Source organism: Aquimarina sp. MAR_2010_214, assembly GCF_002846555.1.
Taxonomy (GTDB): Bacteria; Bacteroidota; Bacteroidia; order Flavobacteriales; family Flavobacteriaceae; genus Aquimarina.
This window is the reverse complement of sequence record NZ_PJMS01000001.1, coordinates 947876-961618: the sequence shown is the minus strand read 5'-3', so window position 1 is coordinate 961618 and position 13743 is coordinate 947876. Positions and strand designations below refer to the sequence as shown.

The window sequence follows — 13743 nt, the reverse complement described above, 5'->3', positions numbered from 1 at the left end:
ATGAGATTAAATGCAGAGATTTTGACTAAAAAGCTAAAAGAAACTAAATCTTTTTACACTGAATATTTAAACTTTACTGTTAAATTTGAAACTGACTTTTATCTGTTATTAAATACTCCTAATGGAAAAGATTTACTGAGTTTTCTATTACCAAATCATCCTACTCAACAACCTTTTTTCACCCTGAATTTAAAGGACAAGGAATGTATTTGACTATTGAGGTTGATGATGTTGATAAATTTTATATTGATTTAAAGAAAAAGAATATTGAAATTAAAGTAGACATTAGGGACGAACCCTGGGGAGAAAAGCATTTTTCAACCGAAGACCCAAATGGAATTGGAATTGATTTTACAAAATATATAAAACCGTTAGGAAGTTAAAACACTACGCACAACACCGTGCTAAAAACATAGCTTGTAATTGCTAAATTGTGAGGCCTGTGTTTATTTGCAAAGTCTCCAAATATAAAATACTACATAGCCACAGGAAATGATAAACATATTCAAGCTAAAAAATAAATCTTCGAAAATCATTATCAAAATTGAGAATAATGAATTTTCTATCGACGAAAATGTTTTTGAATTTCCAGTAGATTGGAAGGAACTTAAAAAGTGTTTTGGAGAACCAACTGAAATCAAAACAAACGAAATTTATTGGAAAGACATAGGAATAAGTACGAATCCACACGGTAATGGTCGAACAAATCATTTATCACTTCATACAGACTATAATCCAATGGAAGTAAGGTTGAAATCTGAACAAAAGCCTTTCTTTAAGGGTAAATTAGTTGTTGATGGTGTTGAAATCAATAAAAATCATTTTAAAAACATCACAATGCGAAAATATGAGGTAAAGCACTTTACTTACAATGGGGAGAAAAGTCCTTGCCTAATTAGTATTTCATACAATCAAATTTTTGACAAAGGTTTTGTTAAGGCTAAACTGACAACGGATAAGTATATTATTGAGAAATTATACGAAGAACAAATTGAATTTTGTGATTTTGGTTTTAAATTATCTGTTATTCAAGAATTGATGTATAATAAAGAACTTTTGAAACCTAAATTTGACCTATATGAATTTATAGAATGGTATGATAAAAGAGAAATTGATATAGAAAAAGAAGGATACGAACCAATACCTGAAGTCACTCAGTATTTTAAGGATTTACCTATTCCGAAAAGATTAGCTTCAGAAATTACTGAAATCTACCAAGACGGAGGGAATGAGATTTATCTACAATTATTGAGGTTTGGTGAAGGTTGGGAAGATTATTGGGATATTGAAACAGCAAAAGATGCAAAACAATTCCCTAATTTGAAAAAAGCAATATTATGTTATGCCAATGAAAATATCCTTGATGAATTGAATGATATGGGAATTAAAACTGAATGGATATAAAAAACAGGCTACAATACGGTATCCTATGTAAAGCCCTCTACCAAGTCTCAGGTTAAAAAGACAATGTTTTATTATTTTAATTATCTCATACTAATTATTTTATAGTGTTGAATTGTTGACTACCTTCGATTTCTATGTTAGAATCGAGGGGGGTTTTTATACTCAATAGTTATATTTATTAAGTAAAAACAAATAGTAACTTTGGAAAATCACAATGCTTGTAAAAGCATATTACAGATATTGTTTGATCTAAGATCAAATTTAAAAATAATAATACATGGAATATAAAGGGCATATATCCTTTATTCTATTGTTGCAAGTAATTGTGATTAAGCTATATTAAATGAAAATTGATAATGAAACATTACCGAAATGCAAATTGGAAAAAAAGAAATTTTCTTGGGGTGAACCTTATTTAGATGTAACTCCAATATTTGATATGCTGATATCACAAGATTTGGCTGACCTCGAATTTTGTATTGAAATATTTATAAAAAATAACTTCAAAAATCAATTGTTAGAATTTTATAATGTTTTGACAAATTACGAAGAGAATGATCGAATTGAAGACTTTGAGGGAGACTTATCGGAACAATTCCGTAAAAAAATGCTAATAAAAATTAAAACTGAGCTTGATTCTGAAAAGAAATTGACACCGTGGGAAAAACACAAACAATATGGAGAAGAGTTAGATTTTCTGTATATTTTCGAGGAAGAGTTTAAGCGAAAAATATTATTTATAAAACCAAAATAAAACTACTTACAACACTATGTAAAAATACATTAAAACGCATTTTACATGAAACGTTGTAGCTAATTCCTCTCTTCTCCAAAAAAAATAATCTCTTTAAGGTAACGTTTTGTATCTTATTAGGGTTCATTGTTAGACCGATTTTTAATTGATGCCTTCAAAGCTCGAGCGCAATTCTGGTTGGAATGTAAAAAGCCTTTGATATACCAGTATCAAAGGCTTGTGATAATCTCATTGATGAATCCTTTATGGATATCTCGTTCAGAATATTTTCTTGATTACAATATACATTCTCTTTGGGCATTTTTATTCATTTAAATCAAAAAGAATGGCAAAAAGAAATTTAAAAATGGATATCATTAATCCTAATGCAGCTGGAATTGATATTGGAAGTCGCTCACATTTTGTAGCAATTAATCAAGAACACTCTGATGTAAAAGAGTTTGGAGTTTATGCTCAGGACATCAAAGAATTACTCAAGTGGTTACTTGAAAATGATGTAAAAACTGTAGCTATGGAATCTACAGGTTCGTATTGGCAAAATTTATATACAGAATTACAGAATTCATCTATTGAGGTGATTCTAACAAATGGAAAATTCACCAAAAATATCAAAGGAAAAAAAACAGATGTTTTGGATTGTATGTGGATTCAAAGACTACATACTTTAGGGCTTTTAAGTGGCAGTTTTTTACCTGATTTAGAAACAGAACACCTAAGAACTTTGGTTAGACACCGCGGTAATTTAATTCAGACTACTTCAAAAGCATCCAAAAGAATGGCTCAAAACATGAGACTAATGAATTTAAGATTAGACATTGTGGTAAAGGACATTGTTGGTTTAACAGGTTTACGAATTATTAATAAAATTTGTAATGGAGAAACAAGTGGAAAAGAACTTGCTAAATTAAGACATGGGAATTGTAAAAAATCAGAAGAAGAAATTGCTAAAGCTTTACAAAGTAATAATCGTCAAGATTACTTATTTGTTTTAAAACAAGAGTTACAAAAATACCAAGACACTCAAAAATTAATAATAGAATGTGATATTGAAATAAAAAATATTTTAGAGCAATTTGTGAATCAAAATGAAATAAAAAAATCACTTTATATTGATAAGAAAGTACATAAAAGAATAAATAAAAACACGCCTAAAAACATAGATTTAAACCTTATTTCATATCAATATTTTGATGGTGTAGATTTATATGCCATAGAAGGATTTAGTCATGGGACTGTACTTACATTAATGAGCGAACTTGGTGAAAAAGGAATACTAAAATTCCAAAATGCACAACATTTTACATCTTGGTTAAGACTAGCTCCCAACAATAAAATCTCTGGCGGACGTATTCTTAGCAGTAGAACTCCCAAAGGCAGTAATAGACTTAAAATAGCACTAAGACAAGCTGGAAATGCAATTGGAAATTTAAAAGACACTCATCTTTCAAACTTCTTCAATAGAATAGCATACAGAAAAGGTAGAGTCGTTGCTGTTTCTGCTACCGCAAGAAAAATAGCTACAATACTTTGGAATATGCTATACAAGAATATACAATATACTCCTCCAACAATTTATGAGTATCTTGACCAAAAAAGAAAGAGAAAAGTTCTGGAACTTCAAAAGCAAATAGCTAATTTAGACGCTAGAATGAGTAAAATACAACCCGTTTAAAAGCTAGTGAAATCAATGGATGTAGAAAACGTTACTCAGAATAAAAACTTATGGCAAGAATAATTATTACTTTTATTACTCTTCTATCTTTTTCAATGTGCTTTGGCCAGTATGACTGGAGGGAAGGAAAGATTATATTAAAAGATGGACAAACGTTAAAGGGTTTTGTAAAGTTAAGTATGTCAACAGGAGAATTAATTTCTCTAAAAAAATCTAAGGTTCTATATAAGAAAAATAGAAAAGGAAAAGTAAAAAGATTTAACGATAAAGAAATCAATAAAGTATTTTATGGTTCAACCAATTCTGAGATTGGATATTTTGAGTATGTTCCTATAACCAAAAATAAATTGGAACTACTTAGATTAGTAGTTAATGGGAAGTCAAAATTATACAAAAGAGTTGTCAAAAGTACCAATTATAATAACAGGTTGTTCACTCCTTCTCCAAATACAAATTTTAACAATACTCCAAATCATAATAGACAAGTGAAAACTGAACTTGTTGATCAATATTATGTTATTAGAAGCAACGAAATAAAAGTAACTCAAATTTCAATTGGTTCTACGGAAAAATTTAAAGAAAAAGCTATCGATTATTTTAAAGATTGTAAAAAAATAGTAAAGTATTTGGAAAATAATCTTTATGAAGAATTTGACATTCATCAACTTATTGAAGATTATAATATTTTTTGCGAGTAAAACTAGCTACAACACCATATCTGTAATAGCAGCTAAATGATGAATCGAATGGTTTCTGTATTTTTATAAAGGCATAATACTTGCAAAAAGTAAAAGTTAGCAACTAATGCGTAGAAAAAGTCTAAAAGCTCGATAACAATTTGCGCAGTTACGACGCATATATTTAACGTTCTAAGCCATTAAGAAAATGAAAACAGGAATACTAAGTATATTGATTTTAACTTTCTTTGGACTGACCAACGAGAGGACTGTAAATTCTGAAAACTTCGAATGTTCTATTAAAACGACCAAAAAAGTATATAGAATAGGGGAAACTCCCGAAATAACTGTTTCAATCACTAATAACTCTAGTAATGATGTTTACTTGATTGGAAGTTTAGATGCATCAGAAGAAAAATGGAGAAGCCCATATTGCTACTACACTATTAAAAAACCAACGAATAAAGCACTCCCCATTCTTGGGCGTTGTGGAAACATGAATTCATTAAGAAAAGATGACTTTAAATTAGTAAAGTCCGGGGAATTATTTAACCCCTATCAATCAATTGACGGCTATGGATTCTTTAGTTCATACGAAATTGAAAGAAAAGAAAATTTTCAATCTCCAGGTAAATACAAGATAACATTTCACTATTCAACAAAGTCGACAAAACTAAATGACTATCTTGGAGATGGTGATGAGAATACCGAATTAATAGAATTATTCAGTATGGTCCCTAATATCCAATTGGAGAGCAATACAATAGAAATTGAAATAAAATAATAAAGGCTATAACAAAGTGTAGGTAATTACCCAAAATGAACCAACAGTTAGAACAAGAACTTATAAAAATTATTAAAAGTGATTTATGGATGATTGGCATTCTGAAAATTGTCAGAGACTTAAGGCTAAATGATTGTTGGGTTGGTGCTGGTTTTATAAGGAATAAAATTTGGGATGAAAAACACGGAAAAAACCGAACGGAACTTAATGATATTGACGTCATTCACTTTGATAAATCAAATTCAACTAAACAATACGATTCTCAAATTGAATCTAAATTAAGAATCGCTAATCCAAATCTGAATTGGTCTGTGAAAAATCAGTCAAGAATGAATATCAGAAATGGACACGAACAATATACCGACTCTAATGAGGCTATTTCTTTTTGGCCCGAAACTGCAACTTCAATAGCTGTAAAATTGGATTTCAAAAACCAAATTAAATATATTGCGCCTTATGGTTTAGAAGACTTATTTAATCTTTTAGTAATACCAACACCTAAATTTGATTTGACCATTTACAATGAAAGAATTGAAAAGAAAAGGTGGAAAGAAAAATGGAACAAATTGGAAATAAAAACTGGTTATAACACCTGTATAAAACATAGCTAATAAGTGATAACTTGAAAGGTCTGCGCTTATTTGTAAATACCACCAAATATAAAATTTGGCGTTTATGAGAAAAAGGTAAAAGCAAAATATTTATATTTAGCTAAGTAATTAACAGAAACGAAAGTGCTTATCCTCTGCCCTACGTTTCTTATACTAACAGCTATAAGCAATTAAAAGATCTATATGAAATATCTATTTTTTAACCTTTTCTTTATAAGTATTACTTTAACATCGTTTAGTCAAGAATCAAAAAAATCCACTATGGACGATAACAATGGTAAGACTAACTATATGAATGTTCTATTTGCGAATTACATTCTAAATGAACTTGATTTTCTATCCGAAGAAAAAAAACAAACCTTAAACAAATTAAACCTATATATCGCTTATAATAGAGAAAAGGAAGATTGGACAAAGACCGTTGCAGCTGTACTTAATTTTTCTCCTACAATTGATATTGCTATTTGGCATCTATGGATAAAAAACTTACGAATTGCTGATAAAAAGGGAATTGAATACTCTCCAGAACAATTTGCGCAAGGATTTATCGATAATTATTATGTAAAAAATAGTAAAGTGGATGTTTGGGGAGAAAACCAATTGAAGGAAGCTAAGTTGATGATAAAAGAATATAAAGAACAACTTACAACAAAAAATAAACACCATTAAAGCAGGTGTTTATTCAGAACGTTATACGCAATTCCTCTCTTCTCCAAAAAAAATAATCTCTTTAAGGTAACGTTTTGTATCTTATTAGGGTTCATTGTTAGACCGATTTTTAATTGATGCCTTCAAAGCTCGAGCGCAATTCTGGTTGGAATGTAAAAAGCCTTTGATATACCAGTATCAAAGGCTTGTGATAATCTCATTGATGAATCCTTTATGGATATCTCGTTCAGAATATTTTCTTGATTACAATATACATTCTCTTTGGGCATTTTTATTCATTTAAATCAAAAAGAATGGCAAAAAGAAATTTAAAAATGGATATCATTAATCCTAATGCAGCTGGAATTGATATTGGAAGTCGCTCACATTTTGTAGCAATTAATCAAGAACACTCTGATGTAAAAGAGTTTGGAGTTTATGCTCAGGACATCAAAGAATTACTCAAGTGGTTACTTGAAAATGATGTAAAAACTGTAGCTATGGAATCTACAGGTTCGTATTGGCAAAATTTATATACAGAATTACAGAATTCATCTATTGAGGTGATTCTAACAAATGGAAAATTCACCAAAAATATCAAAGGAAAAAAAACAGATGTTTTGGATTGTATGTGGATTCAAAGACTACATACTTTAGGGCTTTTAAGTGGCAGTTTTTTACCTGATTTAGAAACAGAACACCTAAGAACTTTGGTTAGACACCGCGGTAATTTAATTCAGACTACTTCAAAAGCATCCAAAAGAATGGCTCAAAACATGAGACTAATGAATTTAAGATTAGACATTGTGGTAAAGGACATTGTTGGTTTAACAGGTTTACGAATTATTAATAAAATTTGTAATGGAGAAACAAGTGGAAAAGAACTTGCTAAATTAAGACATGGGAATTGTAAAAAATCAGAAGAAGAAATTGCTAAAGCTTTACAAAGTAATAATCGTCAAGATTACTTATTTGTTTTAAAACAAGAGTTACAAAAATACCAAGACACTCAAAAATTAATAATAGAATGTGATATTGAAATAAAAAATATTTTAGAGCAATTTGTGAATCAAAATGAAATAAAAAAATCACTTTATATTGATAAGAAAGTACATAAAAGAATAAATAAAAACACGCCTAAAAACATAGATTTAAACCTTATTTCATATCAATATTTTGATGGTGTAGATTTATATGCCATAGAAGGATTTAGTCATGGGACTGTACTTACATTAATGAGCGAACTTGGTGAAAAAGGAATACTAAAATTCCAAAATGCACAACATTTTACATCTTGGTTAAGACTAGCTCCCAACAATAAAATCTCTGGCGGACGTATTCTTAGCAGTAGAACTCCCAAAGGCAGTAATAGACTTAAAATAGCACTAAGACAAGCTGGAAATGCAATTGGAAATTTAAAAGACACTCATCTTTCAAACTTCTTCAATAGAATAGCATACAGAAAAGGTAGAGTCGTTGCTGTTTCTGCTACCGCAAGAAAAATAGCTACAATACTTTGGAATATGCTATACAAGAATATACAATATACTCCTCCAACAATTTATGAGTATCTTGACCAAAAAAGAAAGAGAAAAGTTCTGGAACTTCAAAAGCAAATAGCTAATTTAGACGCTAGAATGAGTAAAATACAACCCGTTTAAAAGCTAGTGAAATCAATGGATGTAGAAAACGTTACTCAGAATTAAAAAACAACTTTGAAAATCAAATATTTAGGAATTATAGTATTAACATTTCTAGCAACCAATTGCAATTATCTTGACTGTAATTATGATAAATTAACAGAGAAACAATACCTAAAAATAACTGAACTAAATTATAATGCGAAACGAATTGACACAATGTATAATGACAAGTGTCTCAAAAGCTTTTTTCACGTTTATTTAAAGACAAAATCTGTTGATTTAGAAACAGAAAATGAAATTGAGGAAATAATTGCGGAATTGAGAACTGAAAATATGGAACGAGATATATGGGTTTTTAATAATCAGGAAGTTTTTCTTTACCGCTTATTTTATAACAATTCAAACTCGAAAGATGAAATAATCAAAACGGATCTTCAATATCCAAATGAATAAACAAACTAAATAAGTTGAGAAAAATAGAACTACTCACAACACGATATATATGATCTTAGTTGATTAATGATTAATCAATTCGTTCTTGTATATTTATAAAGGCACAATACTTGCAAAAAGTAAAAGTTAGCAACTAATGCGTAGAAAAGTCTAAAAGCTCGATAACAATTTGCACAATTACGACACATATATTAAACAGCAAACATAATTAAAATCAAAAATGGCAATTTGGCAATATCAATTAAATATCATTCCAAAAAATGCAGTACTTGATAAGTACGGAGAAATTCCTGAAAAGCTTTTTATTGATGAAAAAGGTTGGGAAAAATATTGGGAAAATGTCAATTATGACAATGGTTTTCCCGAACCCGATTTCGAAGATGCCAGAACAATAAAATGGTGGAGAAATACAAAGTTAAATATTCGAAACACGGCTAATCATATTGATAAATTAGTAAAAAGAGGAGATTGGAGCAACGATAAAGATTTAATTGGGTGGAAAGGAAACACAGAAAATAAAGAAGACAATGATTGCCAGATTTCATTTGATGAGAAAACCGAAGAGATAGGTGAGTTTTATTTCAGAACAGATTTAAGGAATAAAGAGAATGCAATGAAGTTTATGAATGGCATGCTAGAAATATGTTCTAAAAACAATCTAATGGTTATGAATACAGAAGGTTATTTATTCGAGCCAAATTCAGAATTGATTTTTGAAGATTTAAGAAAATCAAATGCTGTAAAGTTTCTAACTGATCCTGTAAAGTTTATAGAAAAGGTAGTTGAAAATGAAGGTAACCTGTTCAAATTTAGCAAAAAACGAAAAGATTCGGGCGAAAAATAAAAGAATTATTTAATTAAAAACTATGCCTAACAAGATACCTTAAACATACATTAAAACACATTTTACATGAAACGTTGTAGCTAATTCCTCTCTTCTCCAAAAAAAATAATCTCTTTAAGGTAACGTTTTGTATCTTATTAGGGTTCATTGTTAGACCGATTTTTAATTGATGCCTTCAAAGCTCGAGCGCAATTCTGGTTGGAATGTAAAAAGCCTTTGATATACCAGTATCAAAGGCTTGTGATAATCTCATTGATGAATCCTTTATGGATATCTCGTTCAGAATATTTTCTTGATTACAATATACATTCTCTTTGGGCATTTTTATTCATTTAAATCAAAAAGAATGGCAAAAAGAAATTTAAAAATGGATATCATTAATCCTAATGCAGCTGGAATTGATATTGGAAGTCGCTCACATTTTGTAGCAATTAATCAAGAACACTCTGATGTAAAAGAGTTTGGAGTTTATGCTCAGGACATCAAAGAATTACTCAAGTGGTTACTTGAAAATGATGTAAAAACTGTAGCTATGGAATCTACAGGTTCGTATTGGCAAAATTTATATACAGAATTACAGAATTCATCTATTGAGGTGATTCTAACAAATGGAAAATTCACCAAAAATATCAAAGGAAAAAAAACAGATGTTTTGGATTGTATGTGGATTCAAAGACTACATACTTTAGGGCTTTTAAGTGGCAGTTTTTTACCTGATTTAGAAACAGAACACCTAAGAACTTTGGTTAGACACCGCGGTAATTTAATTCAGACTACTTCAAAAGCATCCAAAAGAATGGCTCAAAACATGAGACTAATGAATTTAAGATTAGACATTGTGGTAAAGGACATTGTTGGTTTAACAGGTTTACGAATTATTAATAAAATTTGTAATGGAGAAACAAGTGGAAAAGAACTTGCTAAATTAAGACATGGGAATTGTAAAAAATCAGAAGAAGAAATTGCTAAAGCTTTACAAAGTAATAATCGTCAAGATTACTTATTTGTTTTAAAACAAGAGTTACAAAAATACCAAGACACTCAAAAATTAATAATAGAATGTGATATTGAAATAAAAAATATTTTAGAGCAATTTGTGAATCAAAATGAAATAAAAAAATCACTTTATATTGATAAGAAAGTACATAAAAGAATAAATAAAAACACGCCTAAAAACATAGATTTAAACCTTATTTCATATCAATATTTTGATGGTGTAGATTTATATGCCATAGAAGGATTTAGTCATGGGACTGTCCTTACATTAATGAGTGAACTTGGTGAAAAAGGAATACTAAAATTCCAAAATGCACAACATTTTACATCTTGGTTAAGACTAGCTCCCAACAATAAAATCTCTGGCGGACGTATTCTTAGCAGTAGAACTCCCAAAGGCAGTAATAGACTTAAAATAGCACTAAGACAAGCTGCAAATGCAATTGGAAATTTAAAAGACACTCATCTTTCAAACTTCTTCAATAGAATAGCATACAGAAAAGGTAGAGCCGTTGCTGTTTCTGCTACCGCAAGAAAAATAGCTACAATACTTTGGAATATGCTATACAAGAATATACAATATACTCCTCCAACAATTTATGAGTATCTTGATCAAAAAAGAAAGAGAAAAGTTCTGGAACTTCAAAAGCAAATAGCTAATTTAGACGCTAGAATGAGTAAAATACAACCCGTTTAAAAGCTAGTGAAATCAATGGATGTAGAAAACGTTACTCAGAATAAAAACTTATGGCAAGAATTGAACTTGGAACAAATTAATGAGAATCTGAATTTTAAAAACCGGAAAGAATTCTCGAAATTGTAAATAAAAATATAGGCTAACACTATATCTTATGTAAAGCCCTTTCCCGAGACTAAAGTTAAAAACACGATATGTTAGTATTCTAATTAACCGATAGTAATGATTTTATAGTGTTAGATCTAAGATTAAATTTAAAATAATACTTCTCGAGTGTAACAAATTTAATATTGAGAGGGTCTTCAATAGAGACAATGAAAATATCGATTTCAATATGAAAAAAAAACAAGCCTTAGTCCTTTTACTCTCTTTTATAACATTTGGTAATATAGTTGCACAAAAAACAGTAACCCTGTATGGAAAAGTAACCGATATCAATAACAAACCTGTTGATAGCGCTTCGGTATGGTTAAAGAATAAAATAAATGATATTTCAGTCGAAAAGAAAACAACCTTGTTTGACAATGCCTATGAAACGCTAACAGATAGCAACGGAAACTTCTCTATCGAAGTTGAAAAAGGTACTTATTATTGCTTATACGCCATAAAAGAATCTGATTATGGTAAAACAAAACTGGAATATTGGGCTTGGAACTTACCTATTTATCATGATCTGGAAATAAACCCACAATACGATCGCATGGAAATCTATGGAATTAACGCCTCGGAGCCTCAAACTGGTCCTTTTGAGACCTATCAAATTTACTTTCGTCCAATGAGTCTAACCAAAGCTTTAAAATTACCTAAGACCAATATGGATATTATAGATATTGCTCCTAAGATCATTACAAAAAAAGAATTAAGCGTACAACTTAATGGTATTGATGCTGACATAGTATCCATTAACAAGGTTAATGAATATGCTAGAGGTACGACTATGTTCGGTTATCTTATTCAAATACTAAAGCCAAAGTATAATAAGAGCGAAATTAAAGCTAGTGAAATGGTTAAGGGTTATGACAAAATTAGTATTACACTACACTCTAAAGAAACCAATGAAATGGGTAAAGGAGAATATTTTATGAAGCGTATAGGCAATTAGCACATATGTAAACCGATTTCCATGATTAAACCAAGGAGACAATCCTGAATCAGAGATAAAAGCTGGGAATACTATTCGAATCGAAACAATACAGATTTTAAGAGAAGGTATTGAGGCTTCCAAAATAGCAAATTATAGAATCAAAAACTTGAACGAACTAAATAAGTACGTCTTACAATAAGAGCATAGTGCATAGCTTCCTAACGTCAGCTACGACACCATACACTAAACGTTAGCTTGCATAAGGCTACTCGTAAGAACATTGTATTTAATAATTAAAGTGTTGTTCCGCCATCAACAATGATTTTCTCATTTCTTAAAACTTGTGACTTATCTGAAAGTAGAAACTCAACAATTGGAGCAATATCTGTTGGCTGAACAATTCGACCAATTGGAGAAGTACTCGAAAAATGCTCCAATAAATTATCAATAGCTTCATCACTCATTCCCGACTTTTTTTGAATTGGACTTTCGGTAACCCCTGGACTAACGATATTCACTCTAATTCCTTTATCTACAAGTTCAATATTTAAAACTTTTGACAAACTCTCTAATGCCGCTTTACTGGCTGTATAGACGCTCGTATCTGCAAATGCTTTAAAAACAACAATCGAAGTGTTTAAAACAATACTTGATGGATTATTTAAAATTGGAATAAACTTTTGAACTGTAAAAAAAGCACCTTTAAAATTGACATTCATAGTTTCGTCAAACAATTCTTCAGAAGTTCCCTCAAAATTAGATGCTTTAAAAATACCTGCATTGACGAATAATCCATCTATCTTTCCAAACTGACTCTTGACTTTTCTTACTAAATCATCAATATCGCTTAAAGATGAAGTATCTGATAAAATTCCAACAGAATTATTACCTAATTTAGAAACTGCATTATCTAAATTCTCTCTAGTTCTTCCTGTTATTATTACTTGATAATTTAAATTCAAAAGGTATTCTGCACAGGCAAAACCAATTCCTGTTGTTCCACCTGTAATTACTATTATTTTGTTATCCATTCTATCATTTTTTTGCAAATTTGCTAAATAACTTTACATTTAACAAGTACTTACTTTTTAGTAAGTAACTAACTAATAAGTCGGAAAAATGAACTTTTAAATGAAAACAGAAGAAAAAATAATTGAAAAAAAATATCAACAAGCCAAAGAATGTCCAATAACCATATTTATGGAGCAAATTGGAGGAAAATGGAAACCTGTTATTATTTGGCTTTTGCTCTTAAACGAAGTAATGCGATTTAATGAATTGGATAAAGCTATTGACGGAATTAGTCAAAAAATGTTATCACAGCAATTAAAAGACTTGGAAAAATTAAAAATAGTAAACAGAAAATCATATCCAGTAATTCCACCTAAAGTTGAATACAGATTAACGAAAAAAGGAAAATCTTTAAAAGAAAATTTAACTAAAATAATGGAATGGAGCAATGCGAATCTGAAATAA

14 protein-coding genes and 1 pseudogene are annotated in these 13743 nt (G+C 29.8%); 14 read left to right on the top strand and 1 reads right to left on the bottom strand.

The genetic code is table 11. The features are described from left to right. From ATE84_RS04205 to ATE84_RS04145, 13 genes and pseudogenes are all read left to right on the top strand, one after another. Positions 1 to 383 (top strand): annotated as a pseudogene (locus ATE84_RS04205) (VOC family protein). Between the two features lie 109 nt (positions 384 to 492). Then, positions 493 to 1404, top strand: a complete 912-nt coding sequence (locus ATE84_RS26445; RefSeq protein ID WP_199176854.1) for a hypothetical protein — start codon at positions 493 to 495, stop codon at positions 1402 to 1404. 343 nt (positions 1405 to 1747) lie between these two features. Next, complete coding sequence (locus ATE84_RS04195; RefSeq protein ID WP_101446061.1) at positions 1748 to 2158, top strand: hypothetical protein; 411 nt, start codon at positions 1748 to 1750, stop codon at positions 2156 to 2158. Positions 2159 to 2483: 325 nt separating this feature from the next. Further along, positions 2484 to 3830, top strand: a complete 1347-nt coding sequence (locus ATE84_RS04190; RefSeq protein WP_101446053.1) for an IS110 family transposase — start codon at positions 2484 to 2486, stop codon at positions 3828 to 3830. Between the two features lie 50 nt (positions 3831 to 3880). Continuing rightward, positions 3881 to 4528: a hypothetical protein gene (locus ATE84_RS04185; protein WP_101446060.1), complete on the top strand. Its 648-nt coding sequence runs from the start codon at positions 3881 to 3883 to the stop codon at positions 4526 to 4528. Positions 4529 to 4715: 187 nt separating this feature from the next. After that, positions 4716 to 5291 carry a hypothetical protein gene (locus tag ATE84_RS04180; protein ID WP_101446058.1) on the top strand — a complete coding sequence of 192 codons (576 nt, stop codon included), beginning with the start codon at positions 4716 to 4718 and terminating at the stop codon, positions 5289 to 5291. A gap of 35 nt (positions 5292 to 5326) precedes the next feature. After that, positions 5327 to 5902 (top strand): nucleotidyltransferase family protein, encoded by a 576-nt coding sequence (locus tag ATE84_RS04175; RefSeq protein ID WP_101446057.1) that lies wholly within the window; start codon positions 5327 to 5329, stop codon positions 5900 to 5902. Between the two features lie 261 nt (positions 5903 to 6163). Further along, positions 6164 to 6571, top strand: coding sequence for a hypothetical protein (locus tag ATE84_RS04170; RefSeq protein ID WP_143273566.1), 408 nt, complete (start codon positions 6164 to 6166; stop codon positions 6569 to 6571). Between the two features lie 293 nt (positions 6572 to 6864). Then, entirely contained in the window at positions 6865 to 8211 is a 1347-nt protein-coding gene (locus tag ATE84_RS04165) for an IS110 family transposase (protein WP_101446053.1), read from the top strand. 54 nt (positions 8212 to 8265) lie between these two features. Continuing rightward, complete coding sequence (locus tag ATE84_RS04160; protein ID WP_101446051.1) at positions 8266 to 8646, top strand: hypothetical protein; 381 nt, start codon at positions 8266 to 8268, stop codon at positions 8644 to 8646. 220 nt (positions 8647 to 8866) lie between these two features. Continuing rightward, positions 8867 to 9490 carry a hypothetical protein gene (locus ATE84_RS04155; RefSeq protein ID WP_101446049.1) on the top strand — a complete coding sequence of 208 codons (624 nt, stop codon included), beginning with the start codon at positions 8867 to 8869 and terminating at the stop codon, positions 9488 to 9490. A 346-nt stretch (positions 9491 to 9836) separates the two neighbouring features. Continuing rightward, on the top strand, positions 9837 to 11183 hold the full coding sequence (locus ATE84_RS04150) for an IS110 family transposase (RefSeq protein ID WP_101446048.1): 1347 nt from the start codon (positions 9837 to 9839) through the stop codon (positions 11181 to 11183). A 334-nt stretch (positions 11184 to 11517) separates the two neighbouring features. Continuing rightward, a complete protein-coding gene (locus tag ATE84_RS04145) occupies positions 11518 to 12285 on the top strand; it encodes a carboxypeptidase-like regulatory domain-containing protein (protein WP_101446046.1) in 768 nt (255 codons plus the stop codon). Between the two features lie 275 nt (positions 12286 to 12560). Here ATE84_RS04145 and ATE84_RS04140 read toward each other — a convergent pair whose 3' ends face one another. Continuing rightward, positions 12561 to 13298: an SDR family oxidoreductase gene (locus tag ATE84_RS04140; RefSeq protein WP_101446044.1), complete on the bottom strand. Its 738-nt coding sequence runs from the start codon at positions 13296 to 13298 to the stop codon at positions 12561 to 12563. A gap of 100 nt (positions 13299 to 13398) precedes the next feature. Between ATE84_RS04140 and ATE84_RS04135 the strand changes: the two genes are divergently transcribed. Then, positions 13399 to 13743 carry a helix-turn-helix domain-containing protein gene (locus tag ATE84_RS04135; RefSeq protein ID WP_101446042.1) on the top strand — a complete coding sequence of 115 codons (345 nt, stop codon included), beginning with the start codon at positions 13399 to 13401 and terminating at the stop codon, positions 13741 to 13743.

Bases quoted from the DNA above. Each gene is read 5' to 3' on its own strand.
- ATE84_RS26445 (WP_199176854.1), top strand. From the start codon at position 493: ATGATAAACATATTCAAGCTAAAAAATAAATCTTCGAAAATCATTATC.
- ATE84_RS04195 (WP_101446061.1), top strand. From the start codon at position 1,748: ATGAAAATTGATAATGAAACATTACCGAAATGCAAATTGGAAAAAAAG.
- ATE84_RS04190 (WP_101446053.1), top strand. From the start codon at position 2,484: ATGGCAAAAAGAAATTTAAAAATGGATATCATTAATCCTAATGCAGCT.
- ATE84_RS04185 (WP_101446060.1), top strand. From the start codon at position 3,881: ATGGCAAGAATAATTATTACTTTTATTACTCTTCTATCTTTTTCAATG.
- ATE84_RS04180 (WP_101446058.1), top strand. From the start codon at position 4,716: ATGAAAACAGGAATACTAAGTATATTGATTTTAACTTTCTTTGGACTG.
- ATE84_RS04175 (WP_101446057.1), top strand. From the start codon at position 5,327: ATGAACCAACAGTTAGAACAAGAACTTATAAAAATTATTAAAAGTGAT.
- ATE84_RS04170 (WP_143273566.1), top strand. From the start codon at position 6,164: ATGGACGATAACAATGGTAAGACTAACTATATGAATGTTCTATTTGCG.
- ATE84_RS04165 (WP_101446053.1), top strand. From the start codon at position 6,865: ATGGCAAAAAGAAATTTAAAAATGGATATCATTAATCCTAATGCAGCT.
- ATE84_RS04155 (WP_101446049.1), top strand. From the start codon at position 8,867: ATGGCAATTTGGCAATATCAATTAAATATCATTCCAAAAAATGCAGTA.
- ATE84_RS04150 (WP_101446048.1), top strand. From the start codon at position 9,837: ATGGCAAAAAGAAATTTAAAAATGGATATCATTAATCCTAATGCAGCT.
- ATE84_RS04145 (WP_101446046.1), top strand. From the start codon at position 11,518: ATGAAAAAAAAACAAGCCTTAGTCCTTTTACTCTCTTTTATAACATTT.
- ATE84_RS04140 (WP_101446044.1), bottom strand. From the start codon at position 13,298: ATGGATAACAAAATAATAGTAATTACAGGTGGAACAACAGGAATTGGT.
- ATE84_RS04135 (WP_101446042.1), top strand. From the start codon at position 13,399: ATGAAAACAGAAGAAAAAATAATTGAAAAAAAATATCAACAAGCCAAA.